Annotated in this window: 22 protein-coding genes; 4 read left to right on the top strand and 18 right to left on the bottom strand. The window is 43.1% G+C overall.

The annotated features are described in order from the left end of the window. Nucleotides 1–79 precede the first annotated feature (79 nt). The 6 genes from U0035_RS13015 to U0035_RS12990 form a co-directional block, all read right to left on the bottom strand. Entirely contained in the window at nt 80–1,357 is a 1,278-nt protein-coding gene (locus U0035_RS13015; protein ID WP_114790209.1) for a TCR/Tet family MFS transporter, read from the bottom strand. Between the two features lie 143 nt (nt 1,358–1,500). Next, nucleotides 1,501–1,989 carry an asparaginase domain-containing protein gene (locus U0035_RS13010; RefSeq protein WP_114790208.1) on the bottom strand — a complete coding sequence of 163 codons (489 nt, stop codon included), beginning with the start codon at nt 1,987–1,989 and terminating at the stop codon, nt 1,501–1,503. Between the two features lie 249 nt (nt 1,990–2,238). Then, nucleotides 2,239–2,598 carry a bleomycin resistance protein gene (locus tag U0035_RS13005; RefSeq protein WP_114790207.1) on the bottom strand — a complete coding sequence of 120 codons (360 nt, stop codon included), beginning with the start codon at nt 2,596–2,598 and terminating at the stop codon, nt 2,239–2,241. A 10-nt stretch (nt 2,599–2,608) separates the two neighbouring features. Further along, on the bottom strand, nt 2,609–4,828 hold the full coding sequence (locus U0035_RS13000) for a xanthine dehydrogenase family protein molybdopterin-binding subunit (RefSeq protein ID WP_114790206.1): 2,220 nt from the start codon (nt 4,826–4,828) through the stop codon (nt 2,609–2,611). A 75-nt stretch (nt 4,829–4,903) separates the two neighbouring features. Next, nucleotides 4,904–5,881 (bottom strand): FAD binding domain-containing protein, encoded by a 978-nt coding sequence (locus U0035_RS12995; RefSeq protein ID WP_114790205.1) that lies wholly within the window; start codon nt 5,879–5,881, stop codon nt 4,904–4,906. Continuing rightward, on the bottom strand, nt 5,878–6,459 hold the full coding sequence (locus U0035_RS12990) for a (2Fe-2S)-binding protein (protein ID WP_114790204.1): 582 nt from the start codon (nt 6,457–6,459) through the stop codon (nt 5,878–5,880). The genes U0035_RS12995 and U0035_RS12990 overlap by 4 nt, the downstream gene beginning before the upstream one ends. Before the next feature lie 409 nt (nt 6,460–6,868). Here U0035_RS12990 and U0035_RS12985 point away from each other — a divergent pair, with 409 nt between their 5' ends. Further along, a complete protein-coding gene (locus tag U0035_RS12985; protein ID WP_211316379.1) occupies nt 6,869–7,249 on the top strand; it encodes a VOC family protein in 381 nt (126 codons plus the stop codon). A 96-nt stretch (nt 7,250–7,345) separates the two neighbouring features. On the opposite strand, the gene U0035_RS22980 is transcribed toward U0035_RS12985, so the two are convergent. The 9 genes from U0035_RS22980 to mqnC all read right to left on the bottom strand — a co-directional run bounded on the left by U0035_RS22980 (nt 7,346) and on the right by mqnC (nt 15,879). After that, a complete protein-coding gene (locus U0035_RS22980; protein WP_394365421.1) occupies nt 7,346–8,221 on the bottom strand; it encodes an NAD(P)-dependent alcohol dehydrogenase in 876 nt (291 codons plus the stop codon). After that, nucleotides 8,191–8,400 carry a hypothetical protein gene (locus U0035_RS22975; protein WP_394365420.1) on the bottom strand — a complete coding sequence of 70 codons (210 nt, stop codon included), beginning with the start codon at nt 8,398–8,400 and terminating at the stop codon, nt 8,191–8,193. Before U0035_RS22975 ends, U0035_RS22980 begins: the two co-directional genes overlap by 31 nt. Nucleotides 8,401–8,570: 170 nt before the next feature. Further along, on the bottom strand, nt 8,571–9,689 hold the full coding sequence (locus tag U0035_RS12970) for an MBL fold metallo-hydrolase (protein WP_114790203.1): 1,119 nt from the start codon (nt 9,687–9,689) through the stop codon (nt 8,571–8,573). Nucleotides 9,690–9,830: 141 nt separating this feature from the next. Next, entirely contained in the window at nt 9,831–10,541 is a 711-nt protein-coding gene (locus U0035_RS12965) for a DUF4198 domain-containing protein (RefSeq protein ID WP_114790202.1), read from the bottom strand. Nucleotides 10,542–10,631: 90 nt separating this feature from the next. Then, nucleotides 10,632–11,201 carry a pentapeptide repeat-containing protein gene (locus tag U0035_RS12960; RefSeq protein ID WP_114790201.1) on the bottom strand — a complete coding sequence of 190 codons (570 nt, stop codon included), beginning with the start codon at nt 11,199–11,201 and terminating at the stop codon, nt 10,632–10,634. A 48-nt stretch (nt 11,202–11,249) separates the two neighbouring features. Beyond that, nucleotides 11,250–12,863, bottom strand: a complete 1,614-nt coding sequence (locus U0035_RS12955; RefSeq protein ID WP_114790200.1) for a Na+/H+ antiporter — start codon at nt 12,861–12,863, stop codon at nt 11,250–11,252. Between the two features lie 48 nt (nt 12,864–12,911). Then, complete coding sequence (locus U0035_RS12950; protein WP_114790199.1) at nt 12,912–14,198, bottom strand: NAD(P)/FAD-dependent oxidoreductase; 1,287 nt, start codon at nt 14,196–14,198, stop codon at nt 12,912–12,914. A gap of 76 nt (nt 14,199–14,274) precedes the next feature. Then, complete coding sequence (locus U0035_RS12945) at nt 14,275–14,745, bottom strand: DUF2314 domain-containing protein (protein WP_162817802.1); 471 nt, start codon at nt 14,743–14,745, stop codon at nt 14,275–14,277. A gap of 9 nt (nt 14,746–14,754) precedes the next feature. After that, nucleotides 14,755–15,879 carry a cyclic dehypoxanthinyl futalosine synthase gene (mqnC, locus tag U0035_RS12940; RefSeq protein ID WP_114790493.1) on the bottom strand — a complete coding sequence of 375 codons (1,125 nt, stop codon included), beginning with the start codon at nt 15,877–15,879 and terminating at the stop codon, nt 14,755–14,757. 177 nt (nt 15,880–16,056) lie between these two features. On the opposite strand from mqnC, the gene U0035_RS12935 reads away from it, so the two are divergent. From U0035_RS12935 to U0035_RS12925, 3 genes are all read left to right on the top strand, one after another. Continuing rightward, nucleotides 16,057–17,349, top strand: coding sequence for an aspartyl protease family protein (locus tag U0035_RS12935; protein WP_114790197.1), 1,293 nt, complete (start codon nt 16,057–16,059; stop codon nt 17,347–17,349). A 110-nt stretch (nt 17,350–17,459) separates the two neighbouring features. After that, complete coding sequence (locus U0035_RS12930) at nt 17,460–19,934, top strand: TonB-dependent receptor (RefSeq protein ID WP_114790196.1); 2,475 nt, start codon at nt 17,460–17,462, stop codon at nt 19,932–19,934. Between the two features lie 107 nt (nt 19,935–20,041). Further along, nucleotides 20,042–21,283, top strand: coding sequence for a M16 family metallopeptidase (locus tag U0035_RS12925; protein WP_114790195.1), 1,242 nt, complete (start codon nt 20,042–20,044; stop codon nt 21,281–21,283). Between the two features lie 38 nt (nt 21,284–21,321). Here the strand turns inward: U0035_RS12925 and U0035_RS12920 are convergent, their stop codons facing one another. Genes U0035_RS12920 through U0035_RS12910 form a run of 3 tightly spaced genes read right to left on the bottom strand, consistent with a single transcriptional unit; the run spans nt 21,322 to nt 23,843 of the window. Beyond that, nucleotides 21,322–21,993, bottom strand: a complete 672-nt coding sequence (locus tag U0035_RS12920) for a LytR/AlgR family response regulator transcription factor (protein ID WP_114790194.1) — start codon at nt 21,991–21,993, stop codon at nt 21,322–21,324. A 26-nt stretch (nt 21,994–22,019) separates the two neighbouring features. Next, nucleotides 22,020–22,346 (bottom strand): hypothetical protein, encoded by a 327-nt coding sequence (locus U0035_RS12915; protein ID WP_114790193.1) that lies wholly within the window; start codon nt 22,344–22,346, stop codon nt 22,020–22,022. Between the two features lie 21 nt (nt 22,347–22,367). Then, nucleotides 22,368–23,843 (bottom strand): sensor histidine kinase, encoded by a 1,476-nt coding sequence (locus tag U0035_RS12910; RefSeq protein WP_114790192.1) that lies wholly within the window; start codon nt 23,841–23,843, stop codon nt 22,368–22,370. Between the last annotated feature and the right edge of the window lie 148 nt (nt 23,844–23,991).

The following is a 23,991-nucleotide window of genomic DNA, read 5'->3' as shown; positions in this document are numbered from 1 at the left end:
ATTACACCGCAATCGCCGTATCCTTATGTCGTTTTTCGGACCAAAAATGGTACTAAACGGATGTTTTAGTATTTTATGTTTAGGCTTGCGTAATCGTTGGCTCTGTTGCGGGCTCATCCAGGCGTTTAGCCAATTCAGGATTTTCTTTGCGCTCTTTCTGTAACACTATGCGGGATATCCAGATGCTGATCAGCATAAAAACAGCACCTAGTAAGAACGGTGCCCCCGGGAAGTGAATGGCAGACTCTTTATGTGTGGTATAGTTAAATAACCCCGTCATAATTAGCGGACCAAATATAGAAGTAAGGCTCATCAGGCTGGTTAAACCGCCTTGCAGCTCTCCCTGCTCGTTATTAGGAATATGTTTGGTTATAATAGACTGTAGCGCGGGACCAGCAATGCCACCCAAACAATAAGGGATCAGGAATACATACATCATCCAGCTTTGAGAAGCAAAAGCAAACAGCGTTAAACCTACTGCATATAGCAAAAGTCCCAGGTAAGTACTTTTTTCATCCCCGAGCCTTGGGTTAATAATGCGTATCAGACCGCCTTGTACCAGCCCAACCAATACGCCCACAATTGCCAGAGAAATACCGACCTGCTTTTCAGTCCAGTCAAACACAAACATGGTAAAATAACTCCAGTTGCTTTGCACCGCGTGAGCTGCCAGGTATATAAAAATAAAACCTGCAACGAGGCCGGTTATTTCCTTATGTTTTATGAAGAACAAAAGAGACCCGACAGGATTAGCCTTTAGCCAGCTAAAAGGTCTGCGGTTTTCCGGCTTTAGCGATTCGGGGAGTACAAAATAACCATATAAGAAATTAATAAAGCAAAGAATCGCGGCTGCATAAAAAGGAGCCCTTAAGCCCCAGCCGGCCAGCAAACCACCCAGTGCAGGGCCCAGTACAAATCCCAATCCGAAGGCTGCACCGATCAATCCAAAATTTTTAGCTCGGTTTTCGTTCGTACTAATGTCTGCTATATAAGCACTTGCTGCTGTAAAACTTGCCCCGGTGATACCTGCGAGCACGCGGCCAACAAAAAGCAAAGCATAATTATGAGCCAGGGCGAGGATGATATAATCTACACAGAATCCGAGAAGGGATAGCAAAATGATGGGTCTTCGTCCAAAGCGATCGCTAAGATTTCCCATCAATGGCGCAAAAATAAATTGCATGGCCGCAAAAACAGATACCAGTATGCCTCCCCAGGTACTCGTTTCATTGATCGGAATATGCTTTAATTCAGAAAGGAGCTTGGGCATCACCGGGATGATCAATCCCCAGCCGATAACATCGATAGTAAGGGTTATAAAAATAAAGCCGATGGCAGCGCTTTTCGAAGTTTTCATCCGATTGGTTTTTATTTTGAATCGGAAAAACCACCATCCGATTATCCGGTTACCGGAATTCGGGGAGCGACTTCTCCATTTCGTTTATTGAGCCTGCAAAGATGGGGAAACTATAAGTAGAAAAGCGATTGCCGGTGTTGCTTTTATTTAATTTCTTCAAAAATGCCTGATTGCCTGTTCTTGCGAACATTGTTCCAGTTGAAATAACGGCCATTCATCGCTACATAAACGCCGGGGGGAAGCGTTTGGGCAAATGCCAAAGCACTACCCAGGTTGAATAAGCCATCGGAGCTGCCAAATTTAATAGGAATCATAGCGCCGGTAATAACGATCGTTTTATTCTTTACTTTTTCCGCCAGAACCTGAGCGGTTTTATCCATGGTGTCCGTGCCATGCGTAATTACGATCTGCTCTTCCTCGCACTGTTCGCATTGGTAAGCAATTAACTCGCGGTCTTCCTCGGTCATTTCCAGGCTGTCAATCATCATCAGTGTTCTTATTTCAACGGGTACCAGGTTACGCCCTTTTTCTAACAGTTCATGCAGGTGGGTGTCTTTGAAATAGAGCTGACCATTTAACATATTATATTCCTTATCAAAAGTGCCGCCTGTAATAAAAATCCTGATCGCCATGGTTGGTTGGTTTTGAGAACCAAATGTAGTGAACTTTATATTGGCAAAAGGAAGACAGAAACAGGGCAATCGACAGGATAAAACGAAATGCCCGAATTGTTTTAATTCATTTAATACTATATGAATGATATAAGGATAATATAACATCTGCCCGATATCATTTGGAAAAAATAAAATGAATCAAGTAGAAGAATATCAGATTGCTGCTGGCTTAATAACCTTAATACCTAAATGGTTTTAATCTCCGCACTAGGAAGAGTGTTGCCCAAATGTCAGCAGGTTATTATCAGGGTCCAGTAAAGAAAACTCTTTCTGTCCCCAGGGCTTGGTTTCCAAATGCCCATTAGGATGAATAGCAACATTGCTGTTTATTAAAGATTGATACAGCTCTTCGATATTGTTGGTACGGATATAGACCTGCCCATAATTCTCAGCGGGATTCAACTCTTTGAACTCAAAAAAATGAATTTCTATGCCTTCTTTTTCAACCATGAGGTAGCCATCGTAGTCAACAGCGCCGCAATCTTTAAAACCCAGCCGGTCTATATAATAAGCTTTTGTAGCCAACTTATTGCGCATGGGTAATTTAGGATGAATAGCTGTAAGCATTTAACTTCTTTTAAGACTTATCTAATATTTTGTCAGGTGTAATCGGCAAATCTCTCAAACGTTTGCCGGTTGCATTATAAATGGCGTTAGAAATAGCAGCCGCAACGCCAATGATACCCACTTCTCCCAAACCTTTTGCTCCTGTGGGATTGATGTTAACATCCGGCTTGCCGATAAAAGCCACGTCAATAATGGGTGCATCGGCATTAACCGCAAAATGATAGCCGGCCAGGTCGTTGCCAACCAGTCCACCCAGGTGACCATCTGCCACCTGCTCTTCCATCAAAGCCATACCGATACCCCCTACGGCTGCACCCGACATCTGGTTGGCGGCAGCTTTTTCGTTCACTATCTTACCGCCGTCTGCCACGCAAACCAGCTTTTCTACTTTCAATTTACCTGTTTTGGTATTGACCCGCACTTTGCAAAAATGAGCTGCAGAAGAGCAGAAAGCATATTGTTTACGTTCTTCGCCGGGGCCTGAGCTGGCTTCCAGGTCAATAACGGTCAGGTTGTTTTTTGACCAGATCTGGCTATAAGAAACCAACTCGGTATTAGCTGATTTTAAAGAAATCCCATTTTCTGAGAGTAGTACATCTGCGGCGGTAACCCCTTTATATTTTTCGTTAATAGTCGCTGCATATTCGGCCAGCTTCAACTTCAGGGCGCTGCAAACAGCCACTACCGCGCCACTTACAGAAGATAAGCCGGTACTGCCGCCCTGGCTGGGCGCCGGTGGCAAAGTGGAATTGCCGAGCTCTATTTTTATTTTACTTTTAGGAATACCGGTAACCTCGTGTGCTATATTGTACATACCCGTTCCTGTCCCGGTACCAATATCGGTCATGGCTGTTTGTACCGTAATGCTGCCGTCCTTGCGCATTTCGATGCCGGCACTGGCATTGCCGCGACCCGCGTTCCACATGCCCACTGCCATGCCGTAACCGGTGCTCCAGTCTCCATCCCGGGTTTGCCCCGGTTTATTTTTGCGCTGTGTCCAGTCGATCATCGCCGCCCCTTTTTTGATACATTCGTCGATAAAGTTGGTGGACCAGGGTAAGCCTGAGTCGGGGTTTTTATCCAAGGCCAGGTTTTTAAGCCGTAGCTGTACAGGGTCCATTCCTATTTGGTAGCTTAATTCGTCAATGGCGCTTTCGATGGCAAAATCGCCGGTGCAATCGCCCGGTCCCCGCATCCAGGTAGGTGTGGAGAGATTCAGAGGTACAATGGCCGATTCGGCTTTGAGGTTGGGAAATTTGTAAATAAGACGGGTTACACGTGTAATACCTTCTCCAAAACTTTCATAAACAGAAGTGCCATTTTTAGCCTGGTGCCATACACCGGCAATATTGCCTTCGTTATCTGCACCCATTTTTACTTTTTGCCAGGATGCCGGACGATAACCTACCGAATGAAACATCTGCGGGCGCGTCAACATCAATTTCACGGGGCGGTTCACCTGCTTCGCCGCCATTACAGCTGCCAGAGCGCCGGGCCATACTCTTAAGCCCGAACCAAACCCGCCGCCAACGAATTCGCTGAACACTTCAATGTTCTTTTCGGGAATATTGAAAAGCCTGGCAAAGCTGCGTTGTACGTTGTTTACTCCCTGGTTTTTATCGAATAGTTTTAACCGATCGTTACTAATCCAGTGCGCAATAGTGGCATGCATCTCCATGGGATTATGCACTTCCGCTTTTATGTTGTAAGAAGCTTCTACTATATGTGGCAGGTTATTCCAGCTGTCTAAAGAGCCTCTTTCCTTACCCGCATGGGCCAGTGGATTTAAGGGATGTTCTTTTTCAAAATCAACTTTAAAGGGAGTGGTATCGTAATCTGCCGTAACCAGTGAGGCGGCATAAGTAGCGTTTTCGAGGGTGTCGGCAATGACGATGGCAATGGGTTGGCCTTTGAAGTATATTTTATCGGTATGAAAGACAGGAAGCCCAAACCTGGATTCCTTTATTTTAGCTTCATCGGCCAGGCCCGGAACCTGCGGTTTATGTTGATGGGTTACAATATCGATCACACCTGCAACCTGCTTCGCGTTTTGCAGGTTAATATTTTTGATCGTACCCGAGGCAATGGAGCTGTCTACCAGTACCGCATAGCATACACCCCGCACTTCGTATTCCGCCGCATACTTTCCTTTTCCCGTAACTTTTGCTACACCCTCTACGCGTCCTTCGGCAGGAGCCACGCTATCAAAAGATTCATCAAAAAATGCCATAATCAAAGTTTATCTATCAGCCGGTGCTTTTGTTGAATAATATTTATCGTGATTGATCTTTATAAAATGAAGCATTTAACCTGCCAGGCAATTCTGCAATGCTGTTTCTATAGCCCCTCTCAACATGGGTATTTTAAAAGCATTGCCGGACAAGGGTTTCAGCCCACTTATGGCGATATCGGCCGCTTTTTTAAAGTTTTCAACGTTCGCTTCTTTTCCTTTTAAATAAGCTTCGGCAGCGTACCAGCGCCATGGCTTATGAGCTACTCCTCCGGAGGCTAAACGGGCATCTTTAATTTTATTACCCAGCAAATGAAGCGCGGCAGCAACAGACACCAAAGCAAATGCATAGGAGTCGCGGTCGCGCAACTTCACATAAGCGCTATTTTTATGAAACGGATGGGATGCGATATCGATAGAAGTGATCAAAGCATTCGCAGGCAACTGGTTATCTGTTTGAGGTTGATCGCCAGGCAGCCGGTGAAAGTCTTTAAAGGCAATGGTTGTTTTTTGCTGCTGTTTGTTTATAATATTTACCGATGCATCCAAAGCAGCAAGTGCTACACATAGATCTGAAGGATGAACCGCTACACATTGATCACTATAACCTACTACGGCGCTCATCCGGTTTTCGCCTTTAAGGGCACTACAACCCGATCCCGGTTTTCTTTTATTACAAGGACTTGTTGTATCGTAAAAATAAGGGCAACGGGTGCGTTGCAACAGGTTGCCGCCGGTACTGGCCATATTCCGGATCTGGGGAGAAGCGCCGGCCAACACAGCTTTTGCTATTAGCGGGTGCTGCGAAAGTATTTTACTATCAGTAGTCAAAGCACTGTTCCGAACCATCGCACCGATACGCAGGCCCTTGGTAGTGTTTTCTATTTTAGCCGAAAGTGAGCTGGTTATATCGATCACAGCCTCAGGTTGGGCAATATGCTTTTTCATCAGGTCTACCAGGTTAGTGCCACCCGCGATAAACCGGGCCTGGTCATTTTTGGATGCTACAGCCTTCGCCGTATTTTCCGTTTTACTAAAACTAAAGGGTCTCATATAGCTGCCACTTTTTGTATAGATTCAACAATACCGTTGTAAGCCCCGCAACGGCAGAGGTTACCACTCATAAATTCTTTTATCTCTGCAACGGACTTTGTATGTCCCTCTTTTACGCAGGCAACGGCAGACATGATCTGGCCGGGCGTGCAATATCCGCACTGGAAGCCATCGCATTCTATAAATGCCTGTTGCATGGGGTGTAACTGGTCGCCATCGGCTAAGCCTTCAATGGTGGTAACCTCCTTTCCAACAGTTTGTGCCGATAGGGTAAGACAACTAAGTACCCGTTCGCCATTGATATGTACGGTACAGGCGCCGCATTGACCATGGTCGCAACCTTTTTTAGTGCCGGTTAGTTGCAACTCCTCCCTTAAAAGGTCCAGTAAAGTAGTGCGGGTATCGGCAGTTACCTTATACGGTTTTTTATTAATGTTGATAGTGAGCGGTATGGTTTGTTTGGGAGGAACAAAAAATTTTTTTACATCCTGGTAGAATGCTTTGACGGAGCCTGGCAAGGTAGCCAGCGCTGTCAGCGCTCCCGAAATTTTGATGAACGAACGGCGTGAACTTTTCATTTGCGCAGATATTACATAAAGGCCCTGAGAGCCCTTAAAGTTTTCGATACAATAAATATAACTAAAAAGCTGCTTATATCTCTTAACCCGCCTGCTGCAGTCGGACAGGCGCGAAGAAACGGGGACGCAAAGGATACCCACAGGTTATAGTACTATCCAGCTAAAGTAAACCTGGAATATGTAATGCACCACTCTGCGTTATCTCCGCTTCTCTGCTGTGAATGTTTTATGGAAATTTTTCTTAGCGTTGTCCCGTCCTGGCGCCTGCCCGATTCAGGCGGGGTTAAATAATATTTAGTTGTACCAGCAAATCAATCTTACAAGGCACGCTGAAATTCCGGGTACCTGCGGCGATTTTTTTCACGGAAATAAATTTTCGATACATTTATTATATATAAAATCAGTTCAGATGGATAATATTAAACTGGGTGCATTTTCGGTAAGCCTTACAGTTAAAGACATTCATGCTTCAAAAGCATTTTATGAAAAGCTGGGGTTCACTTACAAAGGAGGAGATATTAATCAAAACTGGATTGTGCTGAAGAACGGAACATCTGTTATCGGGCTTTTCCAGGGTATGTTTGATAAAAACATGCTCACATTTAATCCCGGTTGGGACCAGGAAGCCAAACACCTGGCAGCATTTGACGATGTGCGTGCAGTTCAGCAACACCTGAAAAAGCAGGGTGTTGAATTGACTGCCGAGGCTGATGAAACAACAACAGGTTCCGCTTACATTACGCTTACCGATCCGGATGGTAATCCTATTTTGATTGACCAGCATAGATAAGAAGCCTGCCTGAATAATTCGAAACCGCAGCCAGGTTGCTACAAACGAAAAGAGATGATCACGAATGGGATCACCTCTTTACTAAATGTTATATTATTAATTTTTCAGGCTTTGCATATCAATTACAAACCGGTAACGCACATCACTTTTCAGCATTCTTTCGTAAGCCAGGTTGATATCCTGCATTTTGATGAGTTCTATTTCTGACACGATATTGTGCTGCCCACAGAAATCAAGTAATTCCTGTGTTTCTGCAATACCGCCGATCAGAGATCCTGCAATGGATTTTCTACCTAATACCAATGGCGCTGTATTCAGCATCGGTTCAAGGTTGCCCAGGAAGCCAACTAGAACTAAAGTGCCGCTGGTATGCAGCGTCTGTACGTAAGGATTCAGATCATGTACATAGGGCACGGTATCGATGATCAGGTCAAACTTGCTTTTTACAGAGTCCATTTGCACAGGATCTGTAGATATAATTACGGCATCTGCACCCAGAGATTTTGCTTCTTCTGTTTTCCCCGCACTTCTTGAAAACAAGGTAACCTCAGCCCCCAGGGCATGCGCCAGCTTCAAAGCCATATGACCTAGTCCACCCAAACCCACCACCGCCACCTTGCTGCCTTCTTTTACTTTCCAGTGCCTTAACGGCGACCAGGTAGTAATACCTGCGCAAAGGATTGGCGCTACAGCTGCCAGGTCAAGGTTTTCAGGTACTTTTAAAACGAAATGCTCGTCTACCACTACTTTTTCAGAGTATCCGCCAAAAGTATGTCCGCCGGAATGCCTGTCTTTTCCGTTATAAGTTCCGGTAAAACCATTCAGGCAAAATTGTTCCAGGTCTTGCTTACAATTGTCGCAGGTTTTACAGCTATCCACCATGCAGCCTACTGCTGCCAGGTCTCCGGCTTTAAATTTGGTAACCTCGCTGCCTACTTTGGTTACTCTTCCCACAATTTCATGTCCGGGCACAGAGGGGTATTTGGAGCCCCCCAGTCGTTACGGGCGGTGTGCAGGTCAGAGTGACAAACGCCGCAGTATAATATTTCAATTTCCACGTCTTGTGGGGTAACATCGCGGCGATCAATATTCATTGGCTGAAGATGGGCATCAGCAGCTTCGGTGCCGAAAGCTTTTACATTCGTACTCATGTGGATATCGGTTTGTTGTTAATAGTTAATAGCAATTGGCTATAAATAATAAATTTAACTAACAAGTGGGTGCTAACAAAGTTGACGGTAATCTTACAAATAAAAGCTACGACGTTGCAAAAATTTAATTGGTATTTTCTTTTGGTGTGAATTTTAAAAGAGGAGTTCCGTTACTGCCACCATTTTTTAAAGGTTTGTAAAGTATCTTTTAAATGTACTACTTCCCCTATCATGGGCGTCATAAGGTGGATGCTATCTTTTTCGGCCGCTTTGGAAATATTTTCAAGTGGCTCGCTCCAGGCGTGCATTGCCAAAGCGTATTTAGAGTTGTGAACGGTAAAAAGTCTTTTCGGGTTCAGTTCTTTCACAGCTTTTACCAGGTCTTCAGGCACCAGGTGAATATATTTCCAGGCATCGTTATACTGACCGTTTTCCAAAATGGCTAGGTCGATGGCTCCGAAGCGTTGTTTAATGGCCGTGTAGTGGCTGTCGTAACCAGAGTCGCCACCCAGATAAATATTACCGCCTGTGGGAGATTGTATCATAAAGGAAGCCCATAAAGATTTGTTGCGGGTAAGGCCGCGACCGGAAAAATGCCGGGCAGGTAGAGCGGTAATGGTAAACCCATCTACCGAAGTTTGTTCATCCCAGTCCAGTTCTACTATTTTCTTTTTGTCAAAGCCCCAATATTCCAGGTGCTCTCCCACGCCCAACGGACAAATTACTTGGCCTACCCTGTCCTTCAAGCTGATCATGGTTTCATAGTCCAGATGATCCCAGTGGTCATGCGTCAGAATCAATATGTCTGCATCAGGAAGATCTCGGGGTTGGTAGGCAGCAGCGCCATTAAAGGCCTTATTAAAAGCGGACAAGGGCGAGGCCGAAACCAATACGGGGTCAACCAGGAATTTTTTACCGGCTACCTGCATATACAAAGAAGAATGTCCCATCCACACCAGGGCATCTTCAGTACCTAAACCATTTAAGTTGGTCTTTATAGTGGGAATATCTTTAGAAGGCCGCAGGTCTTTTACCTTTTTAAAAAAGAAATCATACAAAACTCCGGTAAACCCTTTGTCTGAAGAAAAATTAGGGGTAGGATTTTGATTTTGAAAGGTCCCGTCCCGGTAATTTGGAGACTTTTTGATCCGTTCGAGCCGTTCACCAGAGGGCGCTTTTCCGAAACTTTTCTGGTTAATAAAGATCATTACCGCAGCAATGATGATGACAATGGCCGATAGCAGCACCCACATTATTTTACGCAATTTTTTTTTTAAAGAAATCTTCATTATGGTTGATTCGCGCTAAGCTATTTTGTAAATATGCTTATTTTAAACGAAGACGGCCATAACAGAGATTTACTTTAAGGGCATTGCCGAAGACTATAAGTGGGATTTCTGTTATTTTTCACAGTCTTGCAACCTGTAAATTTATTTTATAAATAGCATATAAGTAGCCCCGTTAAAAGTTTTGGTGATTTTATTACCGTTTTCTTCGCGCTCGGTATTATCGGTATGAGAAAATTCAACCTGGTATTTGCCAGCCCATAACGGCGTAAAACTGATCTCACCTGCTTCATTGGTATAGAAAGTTTTGCTCCATCCATTGGGTGCAAAAACCTGCACTTCTTTTTTGGCTGCCGGTTTGCCCTCAAACAAGGCCACTACTTTAACTTCTTTGTTGGCTGTAGCGATGGCCGCATCCTTTGCCAGCAGGCTGATAAAATTCTTGTTAATGTTGGGCTCATTTCCTGTATCAGCCTTGCCTACTTTAACAGTTGCACTGCTGAAATAATTGATCTTGGTACCATGATAAAGGTCTTTTACGGGGTGGTGCAGGCTTATAGTATAAACACCTTCCTGTTTAGGCGTAAAGCTACTCTTATAGTGGTCGGTACCAATTACAGTTGAGAGTGTTTCTATTGATCCATCGGGTGCAATGGCAATGATCTTGAAGTCTTTTAAATCAGAAAACCATTTTTCTGCGGCTGTAATATCGTTATCAGCATATTCGCCAAAGAATACTTTTATTTCCTGGGTTTTGTTTTTACTGCCGGTTGGGAATGTTTCAATCCAGATAGCATGCGCCCATGTTAGCTGGCATAATAGTAGTGTTACTAAAGACAATAATACTTTTCTCATCAGAATAAATTTTCGCGAAAATATTGCGGGAGCGATCTTGGGTATTTACTAAATGCGGAAAACTTTCTTACTAAGAAGGGAAAAAGTAGGCTAGCGGACTACAATATTATATTTCATTAATAGCCCTAATAGCCCATCCTTAGAAAATCTGGCCTTTTTGATCTTGTTTCTATCCGGGTCTATTAGATAATTGTAAGCTGTACTCAGGTCTGCCTTTTCCAATAAAGTGTTATCAAATGTGGCTCCTTTCAGGTCGCAGTTGGTAAAAGAAGCTCCGGTCAGATCGGTATCGGTAAAATCAACTTCGTGTAAAACGCAATCGTTAAATACCGTATTTTTAATTTTCAATTTATAAAAAGAAGACAGATTGAGGGTACATTGGGTAAATGATGCAGAAAAAAGAAAATCGCTGCAGGTTTCAAAATGTAAGCCCATCATTTTACAATGATTGAACTGCACATCTCTGATAATGGCTTCTGCTAACTGTGCATTGCTGATATTACATTGGTCGAATGTACAATCAATAAAAGACAACTTGCTGAGGTTACTGGCAGAGAAATTACAGTTATGAAAAGTGCAGCCTTCATATTCCCCTAACGGCAGCAGTAATTCGGTATAATCAACATTTTCATAAGTGGCGTCTATAAAATACTTTTCCATTTAAACGGGGATTAAGGGCGCAAAAGTCGGGAAATAAAAGCAAAAAAATCAGCCCTCTTTGCTTCTAAGGCGGGCTTCTTCCAGGTCTAATTCCCGTTCTTTTTCGCGTATGAGCTCTTCATCAAAAGTACGGTTAGCCAGGTACTTAGCCAGTTCTGTTCTCTTTAATTGAATTAGCTCCAGCAACATTTTTTTTAGCCGGGGTGTAGATTTTTGACTACTCTTTGCGCCGCCGGTTTCAATAGTTTCCAGCTTTTGCTTACTTAGCTGAATCATACGCTCGTACCGGTGATGCACGGCTTTAAAATGCTCATCGTTTGCCAGGTCCTCGGTAAAATGATTGTCTAAATAGGTGAGTGTAGCCTGCGCCAGGCTTAATTTTATCATTTGTTCGCTTCGCTTTTTTTCGCCGGCCTGCTTATCCTCTATTTTAAGCCACTTTAGCAATGGACCTATAGTGAGACCAGGAATAACTAATGTAATGAGTATGACCACAAAGGTGATAAAGAGAATCAGGAACCGGTAGGGAAACATTTCTTCTTCCTGAACAAAAAAGGGAATGGATAATGCTGCAGCCAACGATACTACCCCACGCATGCCGCACCAGGAAATAAGGAAAGCTTCCTTGTTGGTGAGCAGCTCATCTTTAAGCGGCTTTCTCCTGTGCAGCATTATTCTGAAATAATTAATGCTATACACCCATACCACGCGAATGGCAATAACGGCCAGGCTAATGATCACTCCGTAAAATAGCGCGTCCTTGATAGTGTTATTTGTAAAGTGCCGGGATAGATAAGGCAGCTGCAGTCCGATCAATATAAATATAAATCCATTCAGTAAAAAGGTTAATGTATCCCAAACGCCATTAATATTCAATCGCGAGCTGTAAGTTAATATCCGGTGCGAATGATAACTAATGAACAATCCGCCTGAAACAACCGCTAATACACCCGAAAAGCCCAGGTGCTCTGCAACGAGGTACATCACAAAAGGCGAGATCAATGTAAGGGCGGTATCAATGGCAGTGGTGGTAGGAAAGAAACGGTGAATGAGGTAGAGGATTCCGCCGATACCCAGGCCTACCCCGGTTCCTCCCAGGGCCATTAATACAAAGCTTTGCGAGGCATCTAAAAAACTGAATTGTCCGGTGGTAACCGCCAGTAGTGCAAAGCGGAACACGATAAGACTTGACGCATCGTTAACCAGGCTTTCGCCTTCGAGCAGGGTAACAATATTGCGGGGAACATTTAATTTTCTTAAAACAGAGGTAGCAGCAACCGCATCGGGCGGGGAAATAATGCCACCTAAAACAAAACCCAATGCGAGCGTGAAGCCGGGGATCAATGCATGCGTCAAAAAAGCAATAATGGTAGAAGTGAAGAACACCAGGCCGAAGCCAAATCTGGCAATAGGTCGCCTGAACTTCCAGAAATCTGCCCAGGGTATTTGCCAGGCAGCTGCAAACAGTACCGGTGGTAAAAAAATGAAAAAAACAATATCCGGGCTGATGCGCAGATCGGGAACACCGGGAACAAAGCTAATGAGCAAACCGCCTATAACCAGGAAGATAGGGTACGCCACTTTCAGTTTATTACCCAGCATAGTAAGCAGGGTGATAATAAACAAGAGGGAAATAACCAATAGCAGGTTTTTCTCAAGCATGTTCTAATTTAAGAAAATGTTGGTAAACCGCCGTCCCGGCCCTACCCGCTATGCAGTCACATTCTTATCCTTATCCTGCGGGCGGATAATCATACGGAATGATTGGTCCCTGCTGAAATAAGCAATAATCCAGTTCACCAATGTGCGGATACGGTTTTTAACAGTAAGCAAGGACATCACGTGTATAAATAACCAAACCGCCCAGGCCAGAAAGCCGTTAAAATGAAATTTAGGTTTGGGAATATCTGCAACTGCTTTGTTACGACCAATGATAGCCATGGAGCCTTTATCATTATACAAAAAAGGCTTCCACAACGAAAAATCTTTGGGCAGGTTTTTAGCTAATAACTGACCCTGCTGTATGGCCACCTGTGCTACTTGCGGGTGTCCTTTAGGAAACTTCTCATCAGTGGTTTGCAGGCAGGTATCACCCAGGGCATAAATATTTTCAGTGCCCTGTACTTTATTAAATGCATCTACCAGCATACGTTTGCCCGGCCCGAAACTTTCGATGGGAAAACCTTCAAATGCTATTGCCGATACACCGGCCGCCCAGATCAGGTTTTTAGTGGTGATGGAATTACCGTCGATCAGCTCCACCGTTTCCCCGTCGAAATCCTTTACGCGGTTATTCAGCATCACTTTTACACCAAGTTTCTCCAGCGACTCCTTTGAATATTTTTGTGACGCAACAGACATGGGCCCTAAGACAGCATCTCCCCCGTCTACCAGTATAATTTCGCTGAGTCCTTTGCCCAATTCGGGATAGTCCTTACGTATGATGCTTTGCCTCATTTCAGCGAACATCCCCGAAACCTCCACACCGGTGGGTCCGGCTCCTGCTACTACAATGGTCAGCAACTTTCGTTTCGCCTCCCTGTCAGTGGTTCGTGACGCTTCCTCTAAGCGGTTCAAAAGCAGGTTACGCATCGCCAGGGCATCGCTCAGTGTTTTCATGGGAATGGAATGTTGCTTTACATTTTCCATTCCAAAGTAATTGGTGGTGGCGCCTGTAGCCATTACCAGTAAATCGTATTCCAGTTCTCCATTGGAAAGAATCACCTTATTTTCAGCGGGCACCACTTGCTTAAGGGCTGCCATTCGAAAGCGCACATTAGGCTTGTTCCTTAAAAACTTCCGGAAGGGATAACTGATGCTGGAAGGTTCCAGAAAGCCCGTAGCCACCTGGTATAACAAAGGAGGAAAGAAATTGTAATTATTAAGATCTACCAGGGTAATTTCAAACTCTTTGTGTTGAGCTAACCTTTTTACAAAATTAACTCCGGCAAATCCACCTCCAACTACCACCACTTTTTTTACAGCCGATGCATTCATATCATTGGTTTTAATTAAATACTGTAAGGCCTGCCGTCGTTAATTGTCACTATGTATACGATTTACCGTATTATTATTATTCGTAGGCAATAAAATTTCCCGCAACGAGGGAATCTTTATCATAGATCGCCCAATCCTCAATCTCCTTCAGATCTATTGTCACCCGGTCTTTATAAATAACATTTTTTAATTCTACAGGTTCATTATCTAAAAGACCTGCAATTTTATTGCCAACCAGGCTGTCCGCCGAAAACCACATGTGTTCAGCTTTATCACCATCAACAAATTCTGCTTTGGCGAAAAAGTCAAAATGATTTTCATTTTTCGCCTTTAAAAGTGTAATGAAATAGCCAATGCTATCTTTTACATTTTTTAATTGACGCTGGTAGGCCGCATCTGTGGGATCTAACTGCACCGTATTGGAATTATCCGGGTCAGCCTGTTGTCTGTCGCCGGTTTTGGGCGATGATTGGCATGAGGTAAAAACCAGGACCACAGATAGAAATACAGTGGGCAAAAGAAAAAAGAAGTTCCGGTTACAACTCATGGGCATTATTTAATAATCTACTACCTGCTCTACAATAGCTTTGGGTATTTCCCGCCATTGGTATAGCTGGTTTCGTAACTGAGGTTCAAAACCTGCTTCTTTGATAGCATCCTGCATCGAACGGTAAGTAAAACGGTGTGGAGCGCCCGCGGCGCTTACCACATTTTCTTCAATCATAATACTTCCAAAATCATTGGCTCCGGCGTGAAGGCAGAGCTGCGCCGTTGGCCGGCCAACCGTTAACCAGCTGGCCTGTATGTTAAGGATGTTGGGCAACATAATCCGGCTTAAAGCCACCATGCGCACGTATTCATCAGCCGTAGTAAGGTTATGAACGCCGCGGATACGGGTTAATAATGTATCAACGTCCTGGAAAGTCCATGCAATAAATGCCAGGAACCCGTTGGTTCCTTCCGGTTTACGGCTTTGAACTTCCCTGATTTTTACCAGGTGTTCAAATCTTTCTTCGATGGTTTCCACATGCCCGAACATCATGGTGGCAGAAGTGGTAATATCCAGCTTATGCGCTTCATGCATCACATCCAGCCATTCCTGTGCGCCGCATTTTCCTTTACTGATCAGGCGGCGAACCCGGTCGATGAGTATTTCTGCGCCGGCGCCTGGTAAGGAGTCCAGCCCCGCTTCTTTCAAAGCCTTTAACACTTCATGATGGGTACTCTTTTCCAGCTTGGTGATATGCGCCACTTCCGGTGGTCCCAGTGCATGAAGCCTGATATCAGGAAACTCGGCTTTAATTGCTTTAAAAGTATCTACATAAAACTGCAAGCCTAACTGAGGATGATGACCCCCTTGTAATAAAAGCTGATCGCCACCATATTGAATCGTTTCTTCAATTTTCTTGCGATAGGTCGGCATATCAGTTATATAGGCATCGGCATGCCCCGGAATCCGGAAGAAGTTACAAAACTTGCAATTAGCTATACATACATTGGTTGTATTGACGTTACGGTCTATCTGCCAGGTAACCTTACCATGTGGCACCTGCTGCTTACGCAATTCATCAGCAATAAACATCAGTTCGCTGAGGGGAGCATGATGATACAGGAAAACGCCTTCTTCTACACTTAAAAATTCAAAAGCGGCTGCTTTTTTATAGAGATCACTTAAATCCATAGTTGGAACGAAATTATATACAAAGGTACGAAAAGCTGGTTTAAGAATAAGGTAAGGTGCATTTGCGAACTCCCTGCTCTGAAAAACCCGAAAGAATGACCTGCCCGATGCCGTTTGTACTAAAAGCAGCAAAAACAGCTTTAAAATATTGTAACTTTAGGAGAACTGGCTTCTATAATGAAAAAGATACTGCTTTTGCTGCTCATTACCTTATTTACAACACATGTTATATGTGGGCAGGAAGAGTTTGTTGATCCCCCCAGCCGGGAGCTTACCAAAATTAATTTTACACAATTTACGGGCGGCGTTATTGTTTTTAAGGCTTTACTGGATCATTTTAAAGACTCTCTGGCATTTGTGCTGGACACGGGAAGCGGAGGCATTTCGCTCGACTCAGCTACGGTGATATCACTGGGATTACAACCCTCCGAGCCTGAACGCATGATCAGGGGTATTGGCGGTACACGGAAAGTTGGTTTTTTAAAAGACCGGCAGTTAAAACTCAACAACCTGGTGGTGGATAGCCTCAATTTTCATGTCGTAGACTACGAGGTTTTATCTGCGTTATATGGGGAAAAAATAGATGGGATTGTCGGATATTCATTATTAAGCCGATATATAGTAAAAATTGATTATGAAAACCAGGAGCTGTCGTTTTGGAGCAATGGTACTATGAAATATCCCAGAGGGGGGTATACCATGCGGCCCCGGATATCGACCATCCCTTATTTACAGTCGGAAGTAAAAGATGCATCTAAACAGGACTTTAATTATTTATTCGATATAGGCGCCGGCCTGACTGTTCTTTTTTCGGAAGATTATATGGAAGAAAAAGGATTTTTGAAAAGCAAGCGAAAAAGATATTTAAAACAAGGTGAGGGTTTAGGGGGAAAAGTATCGTTTGACTTAAGTGTCATGAAAGAACTGAAAATAGGGCCGTATAAATTCAGAAATGTGCCCATCAATATTTTCGACGATATTTATAATATTACCTCCTACCCCACCTATGGAGGTTTGATCGGTAATGACGTTTTCAGGCGGTTTAACTGTATCCTGAACTATAGAAACCGCCAGATACATATTGTACCTAATAAGTTTTTCAGAGATCCTTTTGATTACGCTTATTCGGGACTTGAGCTTTACCTGCTGGAAGGAAGCGTAGTTATAGGCGATATTCCCAAAGGTTCGCCTGCAGATAACGCCGGCTTGCTGCCTGGTGATGCAGTGTTGGCTGTTAATAAAAAATTTGGCATGACACTGAATGAATTAAAGCATGCCCTCCAGTCGGTTTATGGCCGTGTGGAAGTGATTATTAAAAGAAATGACTCACTATTGGTGAAGAAGATGAATGTAATTAATATCCTTAATGGCAAGGCAATACCTAATCAAACCATATCTAATGAGTTTCGGGAAGGATTTAAGATACGCGTAGGAGGAATGGGGGATGATACTTTCAGAGCGCGGCCATAGCAGGTAATTGTAATTGAACTGTCATTTAGTGAATATTTTTCCGTAATTCGTAAGCCTCTTTCGTGCTACCCGCAACAATTTTACGCATCTTAAACAAAGAGTAGCACGCAATGATTGATCAACAAAAAACAAAAGCAGTTCTTAACTGGCTGGCAACCATTATATTAATTTTAGCAGCATCCACAACTTTTGCCGGCAATATTAATGAAGAGGCCGGAGGAGCTATAAGAGGAAAAGTAACTACCAGTGACGGGCAGCCGGCCGTTGGCGTAAATGTTACTTTAAAGAATACCAAAAGGAGCACATTTACTGACGAAGAAGGAAGTTTTTTGATTAATGGCATTCAACCCGGCGATTACCAGTTGGAAATTAGTCTGGTGGGTTATGAAACCAGGCAGGAAAATGTTACAGTAGAAAATGGAAAAACAGCCCGTGTTCAGATCCGGCTGGAATTATCATATGAGGAGCTTACCGAAATTGTGGTAACCAGCGCTAAAAACCGTTTTGCTAATCGTACCAGTACACATGTTTCTAAAATGCCGCTGCTGAACCTGGAGAACCCCCAGGTATACAATGTAATATCCAAGGATCTGATGAAAGAGCAGGTGGTGGTTAGTCTTGACGATGCGCTTAAAAATGCACCTGGTGTTAGCCGGCTTTGGAGTTCTACAGGCCGTCCGGGAGATGGTGCGGGTTACTTTTCAATGCGCGGCTTTAGTGTGCAGCCTACCATGATCAATGGTGTTCCGGGACTTACCAATGGTGGTGTAGACCCCGCTAACATCGAAAGAATAGAAGCAATTAAAGGTCCTTCGGGTACCTTATTTGGGAGCAGTCTTATTTCATTTGGCGGATTGCTGAATATTGTAACTAAAAAACCTTACCATAGCTTTGGAGGTGAGCTTAATTATACTGTTGGCGGGTTTGGTCTGAGCCGTATCACCGCTGATATTAATACTCCTGTAAATGAAGACAAGTCTGCGCTGTTCAGGCTAAACGCAGCTTATCATAGTGAAGGGAGCTTCCAGGATGCGGGCTTTAAAAAGTCTTTGTTTATTGCGCCTTCTTTTTCTTACAAAGTTAACAACAGGCTTTCCTTCCTGATTAATGCAGAGATACTGAATGCGGAAGCCACCAATGCTACCATGATCTTTTTAAACAGATCGCGACCATTAATTGCGAAAACGGTGCAGGAGCTGAATATGGATTTTGATAAATCCTATACCAGCAATGATATCACTTATAAAACACCCACTTTTAATGTATTTGGACAGGTAAGTTACAAGCTGTCCGACAAATGGACTTCCCAAACTAATATAGCCCGTAGTGTTCGTAAGAGTGATGGTTATTATTCTTATATTATGTTTTTGGATGGTAGTGCTGCGGGTACTATTGCCGCTAATGATACACTGATTTCAAGATATGTATATTACCAGAATACAACTAATTACACAACAGATTTCCAGCAAAATTTTATCGGCGATTTCAATATTGGAAAATTCAGGAACAGGGTTATCGCTGGTATAGATGTAATGCATATACAGGCAGTCAATCAAAGTCCGGCCACCACTTTATTTGATTTTGTAAATGTGACCAGGGAAAATGATCCCCGTTATGGCCAGTTAAACCGCGCAGCAGTAGATGCAAAATCTGCTGCAGGCGGAGCGCCGATACACAACAGAGCAGATAATTATACGTACAGTGCTTACGTTTCCGATGTATTTAATATTACACCTCAATTGATGGCGATGCTGAGTCTTCGCTTCGATCATTTTGATAATAAGCCCACCATCAATTTTAATACGGGTGTCAGATCTGGAAAGTATAACCAAAACGCCGTGTCACCTAAATTTGGATTGGTCTACCAGGTGGTTGAAGATAAAGTGAGTCTTTTTGCCAACTATATGAATGGTTTCCGCAATGTTGCGCCGATTCCTTCTAACGAACAGGCAGGCTACCCGGTAAACCTGGAGCCCCAACAGGCGGACCAAAAAGAAGGAGGAGTTAAGCTGGACCTGTTTAATCATAAATTATTATTCGCTGCCAGCTATTATGACATCCTTGTGAAGAATATTACACGCAGTATTACGGTGGATAATGGAAGCGGAACACCGATCAATGTAACCATTCAGGACGGCCAGCAAAGAAGTAAAGGCCTTGAGTTTGACCTGGTAGCCAACCCGGCATTAGGTCTTAATGTTATTGCGGGTTACAGTTATAATGATAGTCGTATACAAAAGGCAGCTCCCGCCACCGATGGTAGAAGACCCACCAGCGCTGGGCCAGCCAACTTGGCTAATTTATGGATCAGCTATACGACAGCTACTGGTAAGCTACAGGGACTGGGTGCTGGCTTTGGAGGCAACTATTCGGGTAAAAACCTGATTACCAGCTCACTTCCCACCGGTGATTTTTATTTGCCGGAGTATACAGTGCTGAATGCCAGTGTTTTTTACGACACCAAAAAATACCGCCTGACTATAAAAGCCGATAATATTGCCAACAAAGAATACTTTGGTGGCTGGACCACTATCGAAAAACAGATGCCGCGCCGGTTCGCAGCAGGTATGACCTTTAAATTCTAAAGTACATTTGGTTGATAAATACCGGCACTTAGGTTTTTTTACTGAGTGCCGGCAATTCGTTTTCTGGTCTGCATTGTAAAAATTGTAAATCCCCTTACTTTCGCTGCATGGTTCAGTTTGAAAAGTTTGTATTAGAGAATGGGTTAAAGGTGATTGTGCACCAGGATCAATCGACACCACTGGCGGTAATGAATATTTTATACGATGTGGGAGCCCGCGACGAAGATCCGTCTCAAACCGGCTTTGCGCATTTATTCGAACACCTGATGTTTGGCGGCTCGGTAAACATACCAGAGTATGATGAGCCTTTACAAATGGCCGGGGGAGAGAACAATGCTTACACTACCAACGATCTGACTAATTACTATATCCAGCTGCCTTCCGAAAACCTGGAAACCGCTTTTTGGCTGGAAAGCGATCGCATGTTATCATTGGCGTTTAGCGAAAAAAGCCTCGAAGTACAACGTAAAGTGGTTTGCGAAGAGTTTAAAGAACATTATATCGATAAACCATACGGGGATGCCTGGTTTAAAATGCGGGAGCTCGCATATAAAAATCATCCCTATAAATGGATGACCATTGGCAAGCAGCTTTCTCATATTGAAGAGGCCCGGCTTCAGGATGTAAAAGATTTCTTCTTTAAGCATTACCGCCCTAATAATGCGGTAATGGTGGTAGCCGGAAATGTAGAAACCAGCCAGGTAAAAGCATTGGCTGAAAAATGGTTTGGTGATATAGAGGCGGGAGAGAAAAGAGATCGCAACCTGCCAGTTGAGGCTACTCAAAATGAAGCAAGAACAGAAGAAGTGAAAGCCGATGTTCCCCTGGATGGGTTTTATAAAGCCTGGCATATTGAAGGACGTTTGAGCGATCAGTACCATGCTATGGATCTGTTGACAGACATTTTAGGCGGCGGAGAATCTTCCAGGTTATACCAGAAGCTGGTGAAAGAGCTGCAGTTATTTGTCAGCATTCAATGTTATCATTTTGGCAGCATCGACCCGGGGTTATTAACTATTGAAGGTAAGCTGGTAAAAGGGGTAGATATCAAAGCAGCAGAAGCCGCTGTTGAAGCTATTTTACAGGAGATTAAAGATAATTTAATAACGAATGAAGAGCTGGAAAAAGTGAAGAACAAAACCGAAAGCATAATGGCTTTTGAAGACATGAGCGTGCTTAACCGCGCCACCAGCCTGGCTTTCTACGAGTTACTGGGCGACGCAAATTTGATGAATACCGAGTTACAGAAATATGCAGCAGTAAGTGTGGCCGCCATTAACAAAGCTGCAAAACAAATCCTGACAGAGGAAAACAGCAGTACCTTATATTATTTATCCAAAACGAAATAAAAGGCTGTAAAAAACCGGGCGACTTTTAAAACCGGTTGTTATTTTGCAGGAAACTGGTAAGTGTTGCCTATAGGAATTTCTGTAAAGCCGATAAAAACAGCCTGCTTGTTGTACTTTTCTATATGCCTGTTGTTTACTATATAGCTTCTGTGTACCCGGGTAAAGTCATTTTCAGGTAATTGCATAGCCAGGTCGTTAATAGTAGACCGCGTCATTATCTTTGGCTGATCTTTTAAAAAGATATTCAGGTAGTTGCCGGATGCTTCGATGTATAAAATATCATCAAACATAATTTTTACCTGCTCGTAACCATCTTTCAAAAAAATATGATCTGTGTGCCGGCTGACTCCTGACTTGAAGGACAGTAGCTCATTGGCCTTGGTACAGGCTTTCAGGAATCTTGACAGCGAGAAGGGTTTTAATAAATAATCTATAGCACTTACCTCAAATCCTTCCACCGCATGCTCACTGTAAGCCGTAGTAAAAATAACCATCGGCGGGTTGGTTAGTGATTTGAAAAACTCGATGCCGCTGATGTCCGGCATTTTAATATCCAGGAATAACAGATCCGTTTTATTTTTTTGTAGGAAGCCGATGGCTTCAAAAGCATTGGTGAAAGTAGCCTTTAAATCAACAAAAGGAACTTTAGCGGCATGACTTTTAATTACTTCCAGGGCAATCGGCTCATCATCTATAGCTATGGCGATCAAAACTTTTTATATTAAAGGTAAGTTATTTAAAGAGCCTTTACTGCATCCCGGCCCTGGCTTCTTATCAATACCCATTGCCCGTTCTTCTTCTCAAATGACCGGGTACGTATAGTATTGCCGCTGGCATCATAATAAATGCTGTCCAAACCTTCAAAAGACACATCCCTGCTTTTTGATTCAACCAGAATGGACACGGGTAGTTTATCTGTTTTTCGCAATTTTTTAGTGATGCGTACACTAGATTTGACTCCATTGTTATTCACCGTTTTTGTTTCAGTTTGTGTTACATAGTCGCTGTTGATAGAACAACTAAATGCAATCAATAACAACAGTATAAAAGGAAGATATTTCATAAAGAGATTTTTAAGAGTGAGTTATAGATTAATCGTTAAGTGTATAAAAAACTCTTTTGCGCTTTCCCTGATAATCAACTCATGTCTTTTAGGATACAGCAGTGCCAGTCTTTGTTTTACATTTTGCAATCCGATGCCGCTTTTCATTCTTTCAGGATCATACTCGTTCTTTACATGCACACTGTTGTTTACATCGAAATACAACATATGATCTTTGGTATGCAATGAAATATTGATAAACGATGGTTGTTGCAAACTGATTCCGTGTTTAAATGCATTTTCCACAAAAGGTATCAGCAGCATGGGAGAAATATCCAACCGGTTGAGCTGTTCTTCAATATTGGTTTGTATCATAATATTGGGGCTTGTAACAGTACGAAGCTTTTGCAGATCGATATAATTATTCAGGTAGTCTATCTCACGCGCCAGTGATATTTTTTCCTGCATGTTTTCATGTAACATAAACCGCATCATATCGCCCAGTTTTTGAATGCCTTCTCCGGTGCGGTCTGCATTTTCCTGTAAGGCGGTACCGTACAGCGTATTTAATGCATTAAACAAGAAATGAGGATTGATCTGCGAGCGTAAAAAACTCAGGTTGGCCTGCGATGAGCCCAGCGCTGTTTGCAACACTTCTTTTTCAACCTGGTTTCTGGCAATGTACCAGCTTAATGGAATGACAAAGAAAAATCCGAGAACCAGGAAAACTGCAAGGTAAGCGCCATATTCACCATGACCGGCGATGCCATAAGCGATTCCCGCAGCCAGCAGGTTTAGCAGGAAAATAATAGGAATGATACGCAGCCAGTAGGAGCGGCTTTTATATTTTCTTTCACCAGCCAGGGGGATTAAAAAGCGGGAATGCAAAAATATAAGCAGTGCTGCATAAGGAACGCCCACCATCCAGAAGGCAGCTACCTCGTGAGCACTATTGGCCATTAGTATTGCGAAAATGGAAAGCCAGCAAGCCAGGGCTAAAAATGTAAACAAAAATCCCTTTTTCCCCTGTGCGTTTAGTTTTCTGCCTTTTAGAACCGTAAACAGTACCTCTTTAAGCGAATAGTAGGCAATAAATAAAATGTAAATAATAGCAACAGTTGTAAAGCCGTCGGTGAATACGTCGTTATACACTTCGTCTTTGGTGTCAAATTGAGCAAACTTCCATCCATCTATATAAGTATTGGTAATGGATATCAGCGTGGCAGCAATTAAGAAGGACCCGAATACCGAACCGGTTTTGGTCCATTCGTCCTTTATTTCGCTGGCATACCTTGTTAGAAAAACAAAAGCTGAGTAATAAATAATGATCTGCGCCAGGTAGGGGACAAAAAGATGTTTATAAAAATTGAAACGGATATTATATTCATGAAATCTCCAATAGCTATGGCTGCCATCATTGGCATCTTTACTCATAACCAATAAGGTGAAAACGAATATTGCGGCCAAAATGCTTACCAGCCAGAATTCGACTTTGTTATATATTTCTTTTGCTTTCATTTTTATTGATTTGTTATGCAAGATTACACCGCTACCTTCTGAATTAGAGGATAGATGTGACGAAACAGCATAAAAATGTGATGAATTATTTCCGTCAGATAGTTAGGCCTATTGAAAAAAGAACTTTTCCGGAGAAAAATTTAATGTA

It is taken from the genome of Niabella yanshanensis, assembly GCF_034424215.1.
In the GTDB taxonomy this organism is placed as follows: domain Bacteria; phylum Bacteroidota; class Bacteroidia; order Chitinophagales; family Chitinophagaceae; genus Niabella; species Niabella yanshanensis.
The sequence above is the reverse complement of the archived record's forward strand: the minus strand, read 5'-3'. Positions and strand labels throughout refer to the sequence as shown.

Bases quoted from the DNA above. Each gene is read 5' to 3' on its own strand.
- U0035_RS13015 (WP_114790209.1), bottom strand. From the start codon at position 1,357: ATGAAAACTTCGAAAAGCGCTGCCATCGGCTTTATTTTTATAACCCTT.
- U0035_RS13010 (WP_114790208.1), bottom strand. From the start codon at position 1,989: ATGGCGATCAGGATTTTTATTACAGGCGGCACTTTTGATAAGGAATAT.
- U0035_RS13005 (WP_114790207.1), bottom strand. From the start codon at position 2,598: ATGCTTACAGCTATTCATCCTAAATTACCCATGCGCAATAAGTTGGCT.
- U0035_RS13000 (WP_114790206.1), bottom strand. From the start codon at position 4,828: ATGGCATTTTTTGATGAATCTTTTGATAGCGTGGCTCCTGCCGAAGGA.
- U0035_RS12995 (WP_114790205.1), bottom strand. From the start codon at position 5,881: ATGAGACCCTTTAGTTTTAGTAAAACGGAAAATACGGCGAAGGCTGTA.
- U0035_RS12990 (WP_114790204.1), bottom strand. From the start codon at position 6,459: ATGAAAAGTTCACGCCGTTCGTTCATCAAAATTTCGGGAGCGCTGACA.
- U0035_RS12985 (WP_211316379.1), top strand. From the start codon at position 6,869: ATGGATAATATTAAACTGGGTGCATTTTCGGTAAGCCTTACAGTTAAA.
- U0035_RS22975 (WP_394365420.1), bottom strand. From the start codon at position 8,400: ATGAGTACGAATGTAAAAGCTTTCGGCACCGAAGCTGCTGATGCCCAT.
- U0035_RS12970 (WP_114790203.1), bottom strand. From the start codon at position 9,689: ATGAAGATTTCTTTAAAAAAAAAATTGCGTAAAATAATGTGGGTGCTG.
- U0035_RS12965 (WP_114790202.1), bottom strand. From the start codon at position 10,541: ATGAGAAAAGTATTATTGTCTTTAGTAACACTACTATTATGCCAGCTA.
- U0035_RS12960 (WP_114790201.1), bottom strand. From the start codon at position 11,201: ATGGAAAAGTATTTTATAGACGCCACTTATGAAAATGTTGATTATACC.
- U0035_RS12955 (WP_114790200.1), bottom strand. From the start codon at position 12,863: ATGCTTGAGAAAAACCTGCTATTGGTTATTTCCCTCTTGTTTATTATC.
- U0035_RS12950 (WP_114790199.1), bottom strand. From the start codon at position 14,198: ATGAATGCATCGGCTGTAAAAAAAGTGGTGGTAGTTGGAGGTGGATTT.
- U0035_RS12945 (WP_162817802.1), bottom strand. From the start codon at position 14,745: ATGAGTTGTAACCGGAACTTCTTTTTTCTTTTGCCCACTGTATTTCTA.
- mqnC (WP_114790493.1), bottom strand. From the start codon at position 15,879: ATGGATTTAAGTGATCTCTATAAAAAAGCAGCCGCTTTTGAATTTTTA.
- U0035_RS12935 (WP_114790197.1), top strand. From the start codon at position 16,057: ATGAAAAAGATACTGCTTTTGCTGCTCATTACCTTATTTACAACACAT.
- U0035_RS12930 (WP_114790196.1), top strand. From the start codon at position 17,460: ATGATTGATCAACAAAAAACAAAAGCAGTTCTTAACTGGCTGGCAACC.
- U0035_RS12925 (WP_114790195.1), top strand. From the start codon at position 20,042: ATGGTTCAGTTTGAAAAGTTTGTATTAGAGAATGGGTTAAAGGTGATT.
- U0035_RS12915 (WP_114790193.1), bottom strand. From the start codon at position 22,346: ATGAAATATCTTCCTTTTATACTGTTGTTATTGATTGCATTTAGTTGT.
- U0035_RS12910 (WP_114790192.1), bottom strand. From the start codon at position 23,843: ATGAAAGCAAAAGAAATATATAACAAAGTCGAATTCTGGCTGGTAAGC.